This is a genomic window from Shinella sp. 838, from assembly GCF_029623935.1.
Lineage (GTDB): Bacteria > Pseudomonadota > Alphaproteobacteria > Rhizobiales > Rhizobiaceae > Shinella.
Genome location: NZ_JARSBQ010000001.1, coordinates 1560219 through 1574127 on the forward strand (window position 1 = coordinate 1560219; position 13909 = coordinate 1574127).

The following is a 13909-nucleotide window of genomic DNA, read 5'->3' on the forward strand; positions in this document are numbered from 1 at the left end:
GCGGAGCGGTCCATGTGCGGAATTGTCGGTATCGTCGGAAACCAGCCTGTTGCCGGCCGCCTCGTCGATGCCCTGAAGCGCCTTGAATACCGCGGCTATGATTCCGCCGGCGTTGCCACCATCGTCGACGGCAAGCTGGTGCGCCGCCGCGCCGAAGGCAAGCTGTTCAATCTCGAAAAGCGCCTCGCCGAAGAACCGCTCGCCGGCACGATCGGCATCGCCCACACACGCTGGGCGACGCATGGCGCGCCGACCGAGGCCAATGCCCATCCGCATTTCGTCGATGGCGTTGCCGTCGTGCACAACGGCATCATCGAGAACTTTTCCGAGCTGAAGGACGAGCTGATCGCCGGTGGCGCCACCTTCACGACGCAGACCGACACCGAGGTCGTCGCCCAGCTCGTCGCAAAGCACCGTCGCGACGGCCTTGGCCGGCGCGAGGCGATGCATGCCATGCTGCGCCGCGTCACCGGCGCCTATGCGCTCGCGGTGGTCTTCGAGGACGATCCGTCGACCATCATGGCCGCGCGCAGCGGCCCGCCGCTTGCGATCGGCCACGGTCGCGGCGAAATGTTCCTCGGCTCCGATGCCATTGCGCTCGCCCCCTTCACCAACGAGATCACCTATCTCGTCGATGGCGACTGGGCGGTGATCGGCCGCGACGGCGCCTTCGTCTTCGACATCGACGGCAACCGTGTGGAGCGGCCGCGCCAGTTCTCGTCCGCTGCCGCCTATCTCGTCGACAAAGGCAATCACCGGCATTTCATGGAAAAGGAAATCCATGAGCAGCCCGAGGCGATTTCCCATGCGCTCAGCCACTATGTCGATTTTCTCGCCCATACGGTGCGCCCGATCGCGTCCGAGATCGATTTTTCCAAGGTGCCGAGCCTGGCCATTTCCGCCTGCGGCACGGCTTATCTCGCCGGCCTCGTCGGAAAGTACTGGTTCGAGCGGTATGCCCGCCTTCCGGTCGAGATCGATGTCGCCTCGGAATTCCGCTACCGCGAAATCCCGCTGAATCCGGCCTCCGCCGCGCTCTTCATCTCGCAGTCCGGCGAGACGGCAGACACGCTCGCCTCGCTGCGGTATTGCAAGGAGAACGGCCTGAAGATCGGCGCGGTCGTCAACACGCGCGAATCGACCATCGCCCGCGAATCGGACGCCGTCTTCCCGATCCTTGCCGGCCCGGAAATCGGTGTCGCCTCCACCAAAGCCTTTACCTGCCAGCTCGCCGTCCTGGCGGCACTCGCCGTGGGAGCGGGCCGGGCGCGCGGCACGATCAACGAGGCGGAAGAAAAGGCGCTGGTGCGCAACCTCGCCGAAATGCCGCGCATCATGGCCGGCGTGCTCAACACCATCCAGCCGTCGATCGAGCAGCTCTCGCGCGACCTCTCCAAGTGCAAGGACGTGCTCTATCTCGGCCGTGGCACCAGCTATCCGCTGGCCATGGAAGGAGCGCTCAAGCTCAAGGAAATCTCCTACATCCACGCCGAAGGCTACGCTGCCGGTGAACTCAAGCACGGCCCGATCGCGCTGATCGACGAGAACATGCCCGTCATCGTCATCGCCCCGCATGACCGGTTCTTTGAAAAGACCGTTTCCAACATGCAGGAAGTCGCAGCCCGTGGCGGCCGGATCATCTTCATCACCGACGAGAAGGGCGCTGCGGCCTCGAAGCTTGAGACCATGGCGACGATCGTGCTGCCGAATGTCGACGAGATCATCGCGCCCATGATCTATTCGCTGCCCATCCAGCTTCTCGCCTACCACACGGCGGTCTTCATGGGCACGGACGTCGATCAGCCGCGCAACCTCGCCAAGTCCGTGACCGTCGAATGATCTTCTTGCGCCCGGAACGACCCGAGGACGTGGATGCCATCCGCACGCTGACGGAAACGGCCTTCAAGACCGCGCCCCATGCCGATGGTACGGAGCATATCATCATCGACCGTCTTCGCGCCGCGGGTGCCCTGACGCTTTCGCTGGTGATGGAGGCGGACGGCGCCATTGTGGGCCACGTCGCCTTTTCACCGGTCACGGTGTCCGATGGAAGTACGGACTGGTATGGCCTCGGCCCGATCTCCGTCGACCCGGCCCGCCAGGGCGAGGGCATCGGCGGCCGGCTGATCGGGGAAGGGCTGCAGCGCCTCAAGGCCCTGGGCGCGACCGGCTGCGTTCTGCTCGGCGATCCCGCCTATTACAGCCGGTTCGGCTTTGTGGCCGATCCGAAGCTGACGCTCGACGGCGTGCCACCGGAGTATTTCATGCGCGTGGCGTTTTCTCCGGTTTACGGCGGGGGAACGGTTTCCTATCATCCGGGTTTCTACGGCTGAGTGACCTCCCACGCTCGCCAGATGCTGGATATCCGATGACCGACCTCGTTCCGAGACAGTCGCTCGCCATGCGGCTGCGCAACAATTTTCTGACCGGCCTCGTCATCTGTGCGCCGATCGCCATCACCATATGGCTGACCTGGACCTTCATCCGCTGGGCCGACAGCTGGGTGAAACCCTATATTCCGGCACAGTACAATCCGGAAAACTATCTGCAGTTCGCCATTCCCGGCTTCGGGCTCCTGACGGCGCTGGTGCTGATCACGCTTGTCGGGTTTCTGGGCAAGAACCTCATCGGCCGCACCATCGTCGAGTTCGGCGACGGGCTGTTCAACCGTACGCCGCTGGTGCGCACGGTACACAAGAGCCTGAAGCAGATCTTCGAGACGGTGCTGAAGGACAAGGGTACCTCGTTCAACAAGGCGGCGATGATCGAATATCCGAGCCCCGGCCTGTGGGCGATCGTTTTCGTGGCCACGGATGCGCGCGGCGAGATCGCGACGAAGTTCCGTGCGATGGGCAAGGACATGGTTGCCTGCTTCCTGCCGCCGACGCCCTTTCCGACCGCCGGTTTCCTTGTCTATGTGCCGCGCGAAAAGCTGGTGCCGCTCGACATGAGCGCGGAGGACGCCGCCAAGCTCATCATCTCCGTCGGCCTCGTCACGCCGCCGGACAAGCCGCTCCAGCTCGTCGAGAGCGAGGCTCAGCGCAAGGCGAAGGGCAAGAAGAAGAGCTGAGGGAACCGAACCCTCGACGTCGTCCCCGGGCTTGACCCGAGGATCCATGCGTCACGGCACGGCCCTGCTTGGGGCATGGATCTTCGGGTCAAGCCCGAGGATGACGGAGGGAAGGTTTACGGGTGATGTCGGCGTTCAGCCTTCGAGCCGCCCCGTGAAGGGGCGGCCGGAAAAGGCTATTCGGCAACCACTGCGTCCGTCTGCTCTTCCAGGATGACCTTGCCCTCCTCGGCGGGCAGGCGGGACTGCTTTCCGGTTGTGGTGACGCTTGCGGTGGTGATGGTCTTGTCGACCTTGGCTTCCGCATTGACCTTGTTGTGCCAGGCGCATTCCGCAAAGGCGGCGGATGCCGAAAGGCCGAGCGTTGCTGCGACTACGAGAACTGTCTTCATGGCATTTCTCCTTCTTCGCTGAGGCGATGGAAAGTATGCCTTCACGCCGGACATCGGCGAAATCACGTTTTTGTGGCGAAAGCGCTCCTGTGCGAAACCCTCCTGCGCTTCATCCGGCACGCAGGAAGCGGATCGCCTCGTCGCGGCGGTAGAGATAGAGCAGCGTGCGGATCGCTTCGCCGCGTTCGCTCGTCAGGTCCGCATCGCGCTCCAGCACATAGACGGCGTCCTTGCGGGCGATTTCGAGAAGGTCGCCATGGGCTTCGAGGCTTGCCACCAGAAAGCCGGGCGTGCCGGACTGGCGGGTGCCCAGAAGCTCGCCTTCGCCGCGCAGCTTCAAATCCTCCTCGGCGATGCGGAAACCGTCCTCCGTCTCGCGCAGGATCGAAAGCCGTGCCCGGCCGTTCTCGCTGAGCGGCCCCTTGTAGAGGAGGATGCAGCTCGACGCCTCCTCGCCCCGTCCGACGCGGCCGCGCAGCTGGTGGAGCTGGGCAAGGCCGAAGCGCTCGGCATGCTCGATCACCATGATGGAGGCATCCGGTACATCGACGCCAACCTCCACCACGGTCGTCGCGACGAGCAACCGCGTCTCGCCGTTCTTGAAGGCGAGCATGGCGGCGTCTTTCTCCGGTCCACTCATCCGTCCGTGCACGAGCCCCGCCGCATCGCCGAAGATGCTGGCGAGTGTCGCATGCCGCTCCTCGACGGACATGAGTTCGCTCTCCTCCGTCTCCTCCACCAGCGGGCAGATCCAGTAGGCCTTCTTGCCCTCGGAAAGCGCGGTGCGCAGGCGGTCGACGATATCGCCGATGCGCTCCAGCGGCATGACGACTGTCTGGATCGGCTTGCGGCCGGCGGGTTTTTCCGTGAGCTTGGACACGTCCATGTCGCCGAAGGCGGCCAGCACGAGCGTGCGCGGGATGGGCGTCGCGGTCATGACGAGCATGTGGGGCGAGATGCCCTTCGCGGTCAGCCGCAGGCGCTGGTGCACGCCGAAGCGGTGCTGTTCGTCCACCACGGCGAGCACGAGGTCCCTGTAGGCGACATTGTCCTGGAAGAGCGCATGGGTGCCGATGACGACCTGCGTCTCGCCGGAGGCGATGCGTTTGAGAATGGCGTCGCGCTCGCGGCCCTTGGTGCGGCCCGTCAGGACGTCGATGGTGACACCGGCAGGCGCCGCCATGCGCGAGAGCGTTGCGAAATGCTGGCGCGCCAGGATTTCCGTCGGAGCCATCAGCACCGCCTGGCCGCCCGATTCGACCGCGGCCAGCATCGCCATCAGCGCCACCGCGGTTTTTCCTGCGCCGACATCGCCCTGCAACAGCCGCAGCATGCGCTGCTCGCCTGCCATGTCCTTCAGCACCTCCGCAATGGCCGTCTGCTGGCTGTTCGTCAGCGAGAAGGGCAGGGCATCGATCACCGGACGGCTCAGCACGCCCGTCGCCATCACCGGGCGGCCCGCGACCTTGCGCAGGCGCTGGCGCACCAAAGCGAGCGAGATCTGGCCTGCCAGGAATTCGTCATAGGCGAGCCGGCGGCGGGCGGGTGCCTGCGGGTCGAGATCCGTCTCGTCGCGCGGGTCGTGCAGGCGGTGGATGGCGTCGAAGGCGGAGGAAAAGCCTTGCCGCTGCAACAATGTCGGCTCGATCCATTCCGGCAGCTGCGGTACGCGGGCGACGGCCGCTTCCACCGACTTGCGCAGCACGCGTGACGTGAGGCCTGCGGTAAGGCCGTGTACCGGCTCGACCAGCGGCACATTGTCGGCCTCGCCGAGCCGCGCCATGTAATCGGGGTGCACCATCGACGGGCGGCCGTTGAACCAGTCGACCTTGCCGCTCACCACCACCGTCTCGTCGATCGGCAGCGCTTTTTCCAGCCAGTTGCCCTTGACGCGGAAGAAGGTGAGCGCCAGCTCCCCGGTCTCGTCATGCAGGAAAACGCGGTAGGGCTGGCTCGATTTGCCCGGTGGCGGTGGCTGGTGGCGGTCGATGCGGCCGGTAATGGTAACGATGACGCCCTGGGGCGCATGGGCAACACCCGGCTGGTTGCGCCGGTCGACGATCGAATGCGGGAAATGGAAGACGAGGTCGATGACCCGGCAGTCCTCGATGCTCTCCTGACCGAGCAGGCGCGCGAAGAGATCGCCGAGCTTTGGGCCGATGCCCGGAAGCGAGGAGAGGGGAGCGAAGAGCGGATCGAGCAATGCAGGTCTCATGGCGGCCAAAATCGCCGGACGAGGACGCTTTGGCAAGGCTGACAAGCGGCTTTTGCCGGTCTATAGAAACGCGGAATTGCATGAACTGGCAGAAAGCGAGCACGATCATGACGGGTACGACACGCTCCAGCGCCGACATCGACCCGCGCCGCAAGCGCATCCTCTTCCGTTGCTGGCATCGCGGCATCCGCGAGATGGATCTGGTGCTCGGTGCGTTCGCCGATGCGGAGATCGAAACGCTTTCCGACATCGAGCTCGACGAACTCGAGCGCATCATGGCGGAAGAGGACAACGACCTCATCAAGTGGGTGACGGGGGAAAAGCCGGTGCCGGAGACATTCCGCGACGGCCTCTTCCCGCGCATCGCCGCCTATCGGCCCGATTTCTCGCCGCTCTTCAAAGATGACCGCGCATGATCCCCGGATTTTCTCCTGAACATATCGCGGCCGCCGGCCGGCCGATGACCATCGGCGCCGTACCATCCGGTGTCGAGCCATTGATTCTCGCCGAGCTTGCCCGCTCTTCCGGCCCGCTTGCCTACGTGCTGTCGGACGGCCAGCGCATCCCCGATCTTGAGCAGATGCTCGGCTTCGTCGCGCCGGATATTCCGGTGCTGACGCTGCCGGGCTGGGACTGTTTGCCCTATGACCGCGTCTCGCCGAGCGCGGAAGTGTCGGCACGCCGCCTTTCCGCCCTTTCCGCGCTGATCGCCCACCAGAAGAAGCCGCATGCGGCCATTGTGCTCGTCACTGTCAACGCCATGCTGCAGAAGACGGCACCGCGCGACATCATCGAGGGCCTAGCCTTCTCCGCCAAGCCCGGCAACCAGGTGCGCATGGACGACATTGCCGCCCGGCTGGAGCGCAACGGCTTCGAACGCGTGGCGACGGTGCGCGAGGTCGGCGAATACGCGGTACGCGGTGGCATCCTTGACGTTTTCGTGCCCGGCAGCGGCGAGCCGGTGCGCCTCGATTTCTTCGGCGACACGCTGGAGAGCATCCGTTCCTTCGATCCCGCCAGCCAGCGCACGACCGGTCAGGCGCGCTCCCTCGACCTCAATCCGATGAGCGAGGTGACGCTGACACCGGAGACGATCTCGCATTTCCGCAAGCACTACCTTTCTTCCTTCGGTGCTGCGACGCGTGACGACGTGCTCTACCAGGCCGTTTCCGAAGGTCGGCGTTATGCCGGCATGGAGCACTGGCTGCCGCTTTTCTACGACGGCCTGGAAACCGCCTTCGACTATCTCGCCGGCTTCCGTATCGTTACGGACCATACGGTGCGTGAGGCGGCCGTCGAGCGCTCCCGTCTCGTACGCGACTACTACGACGCCCGCGTGGCCTCGGCGACGCCCGGCAAGGGCCAGGTGGCACAGGCGACGCCCTACAAACCGGTGCCGCCGGGCCTCATCTATCTCGATGCCGAGCGGTTCGGCCGCGAGCTCGACGAACGTGCTGCCATCCGCCTCTCCCCCTTCAACGAGCATGAGGGCGAGACGCGGCATGTCGAAACCATCGCGGCACGGCCCGGCATGCGCTGGGCCCGGCCTGCCGGCAGCGAAGATGCGGACAGCGCCCGCATCAACGTCTTCGACCAGGCGGTAAAGCACATTGCCGACAAGCGGGCGTCCGGTGCCAAGGTGCTGGTGACGGGCTGGTCGGAAGGATCGCTCGACCGTCTGTTGCAGGTGCTCGCCGAACATGGTCTCGGCAATGTCGTTCCCGTCGAGAAATTCTCCGATATCCGCAAGCTGAAGCCGGGTGAGGCCGGGTCGGCTGTGCTCAGCCTCGAAAGCGGTTTCGAGGCTGGCGACATCGTCGTCGTCGGCGAGCAGGACATTCTGGGCGACCGCATGGTGCGGCGCTCGAAGCGGCGCAAGCGTGGCGCGGATTTCCTTACCGAGGTCGCCGGGCTCGATGAGGGCTCGATCGTCGTGCATGCCGAGCACGGCATCGGCCGCTTCGTCGGCCTGCGCACCATCGAGGCGGCCGGCGCGCCGCATGCCTGCCTCGAACTCGTCTATGCGGACGATGCGAAACTCTTCCTGCCTGTCGAAAACATCGACCTGCTCACGCGCTACGGCGGCGAGGGCACGGATGCATTGCTCGACAAGCTCGGCGGCGTCGCCTGGCAGGCGCGCAAGGCCAAGCTGAAGAAACGCCTGCTCGACATGGCCGGCGGCCTCATCCAGATCGCCGCCGCGCGGCTGGTGCGCCACGCGCCGGTGCTCGCCTCGCCGGAGGGCATCTACGACGAGTTCGCGGCCCGCTTCCCGTATGACGAGACCGACGACCAGGCGAATGCCATCCATGCCGTGCGCGAAGACCTTGGTGCCGGCCGGCCGATGGACCGCCTTGTTTGCGGCGACGTCGGCTTCGGCAAGACCGAGGTGGCGCTGCGGGCGGCCTTCATCGCCGCGATGAACGGTGTGCAGGTCGCCGTCGTCGTGCCGACGACGCTGCTCGCCCGCCAGCATTTCAAGACCTTTTCCGACCGGTTCCGGGGCCTGCCGATCCGCGTGCAACAGGCTTCCCGCCTCGTCGGCGCGAAAGAACTCGCGCTCACCAAAAAGGAGTTGTCCGAAGGCAAGACGGATATCGTCGTCGGCACCCACGCGCTGCTCGGTTCGTCGATCAAGTTCGCCAATCTCGGCCTGCTGGTCATCGACGAGGAGCAGCATTTCGGCGTTAAGCATAAGGAGCGGCTGAAGGAGCTGAAGAGCGACGTGCATGTGCTCACGCTCTCGGCGACACCGATCCCGCGTACCCTGCAGCTTGCCATGACGGGCGTGCGCGAACTCTCGCTGATCACCACGCCGCCGGTCGACCGCATGGCCGTGCGCACCTTCATCTCGCCTTTCGATCCGCTCGTCATTCGCGAAACCCTGATGCGCGAGCACTATCGCGGCGGCCAGAGTTTCTACGTCTGCCCGCGGCTCAGCGACCTCTCGGAAATCCATGATTTCCTGCGCCAGGACGTGCCGGAGCTAAAGGTCGCCGTCGCGCATGGCCAGATGCCGGCCACCGAACTTGAAGACATCATGAATGCCTTCTACGAAGGCCGCTACGACGTGCTGCTTTCGACGACCATCGTCGAATCCGGCCTTGATGTGCCGACGGCGAACACGATGATCATCCACCGGGCCGACATGTTCGGCCTTGCCCAGCTCTATCAGCTGCGCGGCCGCGTCGGCCGGTCGAAGGTGCGCGCCTTCGCGCTCCTGACGCTGCCGGTCAACCGCACGTTGACGGGCACGGCCGAGCGCCGCCTGAAGGTGCTGCAATCGCTCGATACGCTCGGCGCGGGCTTCCAGCTTGCCAGCCACGACCTCGACATCCGCGGCGCCGGCAACCTGCTTGGCGAAGAGCAGTCCGGCCATATCAAGGAGGTCGGTTTCGAACTCTACCAGCAGATGCTCGAGGAGGCGGTTGCCGAAATCAAGGGTGACGAGGAGGTCGCCGATAGCGGGTGGTCGCCGCAGATTTCCGTCGGCACGCCGGTGATGATCCCCGACGACTACGTGCCGGACCTGCATCTGCGCCTCGGCCTCTACCGCCGCCTCGGCGAGATCACCGAACTGCGCGATATCGACGCCTTCGGCGCCGAACTCATCGACCGCTTCGGGCCGCTGCCGATCGAGGTGCAGCACCTCCTCAAGATCGTCTACATCAAGTCGCTCTGCCGCGTGGCCAATGTCGAGAAGCTCGATGCCGGGCCGAAGGGCGTCGTCGTGCAGTTCCGCCACAAGGAGTTTCCGAACCCGGCGGCGCTGGTCGGCTACATTGCCAAGCAGGGCACGATGGCCAAGATCCGGCCCGACCAGAGCCTGTTCCTCGCCCGCGACTACCCGACGCCGGAAAAGCGGCTGACGGGTGCGGCGCAGGTGATGACGCAGCTTGCAGGGCTTGCGAAACAGTAGGTGCGTTGCGCCTGGATGGAGGATGAAGATGACGACCGCCAATACGTCCGCCACTGTCTACGGCGCCACCTACAGCGTCTATGTCCGCATCGTTCGGATCGCCCTTCACGAAAAGGGCGTGTCCTATGATCTCGTGCCGATCGACGTGTTCGCCGAGCAGGGATTGCCGGCGGACTACCAGGCGCGCCATCCCTTCGGCCGCATTCCCGCTTTCGAGCACGACGGTTTCAGCCTCTACGAGACGAGCGCCATCACCCGCTATGTGGATGAGGCCTTCTTCGGCCCGTCGCTCCAGCCCCGCGATGTCCGTGAACGGGCGCGGATGAACCAGATCGTCGCCATGCTGGACAACTATGCCTATCGGCCGATGGTCTGGGACGTCTATGTCCAGCGCATGGAGACCGAGCCGGCGGATGAGGCGCTCATCGCTGCCGGACTGGAAAAGGCTCGCACCTTCCTTGCGGCGCTTTCGGGCCTGCTCGGCGAGGGGCCCTGGCTGGCCGGATCGGAACCCTCGCTCGCCGATTTTCATGCGGTACCGATGTTTGCCCTGTTCGAGCAGGCACCGGAAGGCGCTGCGCTTCTCGCGGAGTTTGCGCAAATCCGGGCCTGGTGGGAGGGGATCAGGGCGCGCTCTTCCGTGGCAGCGACGGGGGCGTGAATCCAAAGCTCGGGAAACTTTTCAAACCTGCAGCTTTGCCGGTTCCTGGATCTCGCGGGACTGGAAATTTGAGCATGCGAGATTTTTCTCGTGGAGAATATAGATATGAATAATAGATACAGTGCTTTAGCGTCACTTGTTTACAATCTGGACAAACCCGTGGGCCGCTCGTTCGGTGATGTCGAATATTACCGTGCACGACTCCAGGAATGCGGTGGGCCCGTCCTCGAACCGGCAGTGGGCAATGGGCGCGTCTATGTACCGCTTCGCGAGGCGGGCATAGACATAGACGGGTTCGATGCTTCCGAGGAGATGCTGGCCTATGGCCGGGAGGCGTGTCAAGCCCGCGGCATCGTCGCCAGCCTTTCGCAGCAGACCTTCGAGACATTTCATTACGACAGGCGGTTCGCGGCGGCCATCATTCCCGCCGGATCCTTTCAGCTCATCACCGATGGGAACGATGCGCTTGCCTTCCTCCGGCGCCTTCACGATCACCTTCTGCCCGGCGGGAGGCTCATCATCGACATAGGCGGGATCGATGGCCTTTTCGGCTCGGCGGCGCCGGCGCGCAGCTGGAAAACCGCAGAAGGCGATCTCCTCACCCTGCTCGATCATCGCGCCGAGCCGGACTATGTGTCCCAGACGACATCGGCGTACCTGCGTTATGAACGGTGGTCGAGAGGAGCACTGCTCGAAAGCGAGCTCGACCTGTTCACGCTGCGCTGGTGGGGCATGCAGGAACTCAGGCTTGCCCTGGAGGCGACCGGGTTTTCCGATGTCATCGTGTCCAGCGACTATGTCTTCGGCCAGGCACCTGGAAAGAACACCGGAACCATGACGTTCGAGGCACGGCGCGGCGGATAGAGGTGCCGCGCCCCTCCTGCTCAGTTCTTCCCGATGCGCTCCTGCGCCTTCAGGGCCGCGATCTCACGGAAGGCATTGGTCAGCACGTCCACCGACTGCGCACCCATCACGGCATATTTGTTGTCGATGATGAAGCAGGGAACGCCAGTCACGCCCATGTCGCGGGCCATACCGATCTCCTCCTTGACCGAATCGACATCCGCGCCGGCCGAAAAGAGCGCAGTGACGACGGCGCGGTCCATGCCGCAGGCCTCGGCTATGTCGAGCAAGACGGCACGATCGCCGACATTGCGGCCCTCCTCGAAATAGGCCTTGAAGAGCGCAACCGCGACGCGGCTCTGCACCTCGGGGCCTTCGATCATCGCCCAGCGCAGCAGGCGGTGGGCGTCGAGCGTGTTCGGGCTGATCTTCACGGCAGGAAAGTCGAAGTCGATGCCGGCTTCCTGGCCGAGCCCCGCCAGCATTTCGTGCGCGCGCGCTACCGCCTCCTCGCCACCCAGTTTTTCAGCCAGGTGCTTCTTGTGGTCGACCCCTTCGGCCGGCATGTCGGGATTGAGCTGGTAGGGGCGGAACGTCACGGCGACCGCGAGATCGTCCTTGACCGCCTCGATCGCCTGTTCGAGACGCTTCTTGCCGAGATAGCACCATGGGCAGACGACGTCGGAGACGACATCGATCGTAATGGCTTCCATCTGCATTTCCTTTCAAGGCGCCGGACAATCCCGGCCACCGCGCAGCCGCATGCTCGGTCTGCGTGGCAGTGTCAAACATCTGCGACGGCGGCGGCCCGATAGGGCGCGCCGTGCTCTTACTGCCGAGATAGGCCGGCTTGCCGCCGCTTTCAACAGGTTACCTGGAGGTAACCCCAATTCTGGGGATAGCCTCTTTTTATTGCACCCGTTCATCCCACCAGACGGGAAGCTGAAAGCCCCAGAGCGGCGTCATGTCCGGGCGGCCGATGTTCTTGTTGCGCGCGATCCATTGCTCGCCGAGATGATAGAGCGGCACGACATAGTTGCCGGACAGCAGCATCCTGTCCTGGGCCCGCACGGCCGAGCCAAAATCCTCTGCCGTGCGGGCGGAAAGGATGGCAGCCATGACGCGGTCGAGGTCGGGATCGGCAACGCCCGCAAAGCTTTCGCTGCCTTCCGTGTCGCGTGCCTGCGATCCCCAGCGCCGCACCTGTTCGAGGCCCGGCGACAGGGAGGAGAGGAAGGCCTTCATGATGACGTCGTAGTCGAAAGTCTGGCTCCGGCTCTGGTACTGCGAATCATCGACGGTCCTGAGCGTGATGCGAATGCCGAGCGCGCCCAGGAAGCGCTGGTAGGCGAGGGCGAGTTTTTCCTGATCGGCATTCTGCGTCATGATCTCGAAGGCGAGCGGCTTGCCCGAGGCATCGACCATGCGGCCGTCCTTGATGGAATAGCCGGCAGCTTTGAAATGGTTCATCGCCTCGCGCAGCACCTTGCGGTCGCGGCCCGAACCATCGGTTACCGGTAGACGGTAGGTGCCGTCGAGGATGGCCGGATCGATCCGGCTCGCCGCATCGCCGAGGATCTCGCGCTCCCGTGCGTCGATCGGTGCGCTGAGCGCGGACAGCGCGGTGTTCTGCCAAAAGCTTTCCGTGCGGGTATAGGCGTTTTCAAACAGGCTGCGGTTGACCCATTCGAAGTCGAAGGCATAGAGCAGCGCCTTGCGCAGTTCCGCGTTCTGGAACATCGGACGCCTTGTGTTGAAGACGAAGCCGAACATGACGGGCGGCAGCTTCGATTTCACGGCATCCTTGATGACCGTACCGGACTGGACAGCGGGGAAATCGTAGCCGCGCGCCCATTTGGTCGGATTGCCTTCCTGGTAGATGTCGACCGCGCCCTTCTTGAAGGCCTCGAACAGCGAGTTGTCCTGCAGGAAGTACTCCACCGAGATTTCGTCGTAATTGTCGAAACCGACCTTGGAGGGGATGTCCTTGCCCCAATAGTTCTGATCGCGCTCGTAGACGATGCGCTCGCCGGGTTTCACCAGCTTGACCTTGTAGGGGCCGGAGCCGAGCGGCAGGGCGAGCGACGACCGGTCGAACGTCTCCACATCGGTGGCGTGCTTCGGCAGGATCGGCGAGAGTGCGATCAGGAGCGGTGCCTCGCGGTCACCCTTGTCGTTGAAGGTGAAGCGGACGCTGTTGTCGCCGGTCTTTTCGAGTTTTTCCACGCTGTTCAGGCGGATGCTGAAGGGCGCGCGGCCCTTGTCCCGCATCAGCTCGAAGGTGAAGATGACGTCCTCGGGCGTCACCGGCTTGCCGTCCGCCCAGCGTGCCTTCGGGTTGAGGTGGAACTCGACGAAGCTGCGATCGTCGTCCCACTCCACGCTTTCGGCCAGAAGGCCGTACATGGTGAAGGCCTCGTCGCGCGAGCGCACCATCAGCGATTCGTAGACGAGATTGCCGAATTCGGGGTCCCACATGCCGCGCGCCGTGGTGCGCATGCTCTTGAGAATGAAGGGATTGAGGCTATCGAAAGTGCCGACGACGCCGTAGGAGATGCGCCCGCCCTTCTTCACGTCCGGATCGACGTAGCTGAAATGCTTGTAGTCCGCCGGCAGGGCCGGCTCGCCGTGCATGGCGATGCCGTGAACCGGGGCGGCATGGGCTAAGGTCGCGGGCAGGCCGAGAAGGCAGGCGGCAAGGGCCGTCAGGAAGGGGCGCAATTGTGTCTCCTCGTGGGGTCCGGATGATTCTTTCCCATTATACGCGCTTGAAACGGGACGGCAGCGTGGCAGGTGAGGGAAATCGAAT

General features: G+C 64.3%; 11 protein-coding genes. 7 read left to right on the forward strand and 4 right to left on the reverse strand.

All coding sequences use genetic code 11. The features are described 5' to 3' along the window. The first annotated feature begins 12 nt into the window (after positions 1-12). From glmS to P9A16_RS07380, 3 genes are read left to right on the forward strand one after another with little or no spacing between them, the layout of a single operon-like run. Positions 13-1839, forward strand: coding sequence for a glutamine--fructose-6-phosphate transaminase (isomerizing) (glmS, locus tag P9A16_RS07370; protein ID WP_023512647.1), 1827 nt, complete (start codon positions 13-15; stop codon positions 1837-1839). Continuing rightward, the gene (locus tag P9A16_RS07375; RefSeq protein WP_197032935.1) at positions 1839-2333 is read left to right on the forward strand and encodes a GNAT family N-acetyltransferase; all 495 of its coding nucleotides are present in this window, start codon (positions 1839-1841) and stop codon (positions 2331-2333) included. The genes glmS and P9A16_RS07375 overlap by 1 nt, the downstream gene beginning before the upstream one ends. Positions 2334-2368: 35 nt before the next feature. After that, positions 2369-3070 (forward strand): DUF502 domain-containing protein, encoded by a 702-nt coding sequence (locus tag P9A16_RS07380; RefSeq protein WP_023512649.1) that lies wholly within the window; start codon positions 2369-2371, stop codon positions 3068-3070. Positions 3071-3246: 176 nt separating this feature from the next. On the opposite strand, the gene P9A16_RS07385 is transcribed toward P9A16_RS07380, so the two are convergent. Both P9A16_RS07385 and recG read right to left on the reverse strand, forming a co-directional pair. After that, a complete protein-coding gene (locus tag P9A16_RS07385; protein ID WP_023512650.1) occupies positions 3247-3462 on the reverse strand; it encodes a hypothetical protein in 216 nt (71 codons plus the stop codon). 109 nt (positions 3463-3571) lie between these two features. Further along, positions 3572-5677 carry an ATP-dependent DNA helicase RecG gene (gene recG, locus P9A16_RS07390; RefSeq protein WP_023512651.1) on the reverse strand — a complete coding sequence of 702 codons (2106 nt, stop codon included), beginning with the start codon at positions 5675-5677 and terminating at the stop codon, positions 3572-3574. 107 nt (positions 5678-5784) lie between these two features. Here recG and P9A16_RS07395 point away from each other — a divergent pair, with 107 nt between their 5' ends. The 4 genes from P9A16_RS07395 to P9A16_RS07410 all read left to right on the forward strand — a co-directional run bounded on the left by P9A16_RS07395 (position 5785) and on the right by P9A16_RS07410 (position 11121). Beyond that, positions 5785-6093, forward strand: coding sequence for an FAD assembly factor SdhE (locus P9A16_RS07395; RefSeq protein WP_037408428.1), 309 nt, complete (start codon positions 5785-5787; stop codon positions 6091-6093). Beyond that, a complete protein-coding gene (mfd, locus tag P9A16_RS07400) occupies positions 6090-9596 on the forward strand; it encodes a transcription-repair coupling factor (RefSeq protein WP_024271059.1) in 3507 nt (1168 codons plus the stop codon). The genes P9A16_RS07395 and mfd overlap by 4 nt, the downstream gene beginning before the upstream one ends. A gap of 22 nt (positions 9597-9618) precedes the next feature. After that, a complete protein-coding gene (locus tag P9A16_RS07405) occupies positions 9619-10257 on the forward strand; it encodes a glutathione S-transferase family protein (protein WP_245290416.1) in 639 nt (212 codons plus the stop codon). 90 nt (positions 10258-10347) lie between these two features. Continuing rightward, positions 10348-11121: a class I SAM-dependent methyltransferase gene (locus P9A16_RS07410; RefSeq protein ID WP_245290415.1), complete on the forward strand. Its 774-nt coding sequence runs from the start codon at positions 10348-10350 to the stop codon at positions 11119-11121. Positions 11122-11141: 20 nt separating this feature from the next. Here P9A16_RS07410 and P9A16_RS07415 read toward each other — a convergent pair whose 3' ends face one another. Further along, positions 11142-11813 (reverse strand): DsbA family oxidoreductase, encoded by a 672-nt coding sequence (locus P9A16_RS07415; RefSeq protein WP_023512416.1) that lies wholly within the window; start codon positions 11811-11813, stop codon positions 11142-11144. A gap of 196 nt (positions 11814-12009) precedes the next feature. Next, positions 12010-13809, reverse strand: coding sequence for an extracellular solute-binding protein (locus tag P9A16_RS07420; protein ID WP_245290418.1), 1800 nt, complete (start codon positions 13807-13809; stop codon positions 12010-12012). Positions 13810-13909 lie beyond the last annotated feature (100 nt).

Bases quoted from the DNA above. Each gene is read 5' to 3' on its own strand.
- P9A16_RS07405 (WP_245290416.1), top strand. From the start codon at position 9,619: ATGAAGATGACGACCGCCAATACGTCCGCCACTGTCTACGGCGCCACC.
- recG (WP_023512651.1), bottom strand. From the start codon at position 5,677: ATGAGACCTGCATTGCTCGATCCGCTCTTCGCTCCCCTCTCCTCGCTT.
- P9A16_RS07415 (WP_023512416.1), bottom strand. From the start codon at position 11,813: ATGGAAGCCATTACGATCGATGTCGTCTCCGACGTCGTCTGCCCATGG.
- mfd (WP_024271059.1), top strand. From the start codon at position 6,090: ATGATCCCCGGATTTTCTCCTGAACATATCGCGGCCGCCGGCCGGCCG.
- glmS (WP_023512647.1), top strand. From the start codon at position 13: ATGTGCGGAATTGTCGGTATCGTCGGAAACCAGCCTGTTGCCGGCCGC.
- P9A16_RS07385 (WP_023512650.1), bottom strand. From the start codon at position 3,462: ATGAAGACAGTTCTCGTAGTCGCAGCAACGCTCGGCCTTTCGGCATCC.
- P9A16_RS07395 (WP_037408428.1), top strand. From the start codon at position 5,785: ATGACGGGTACGACACGCTCCAGCGCCGACATCGACCCGCGCCGCAAG.
- P9A16_RS07380 (WP_023512649.1), top strand. From the start codon at position 2,369: ATGACCGACCTCGTTCCGAGACAGTCGCTCGCCATGCGGCTGCGCAAC.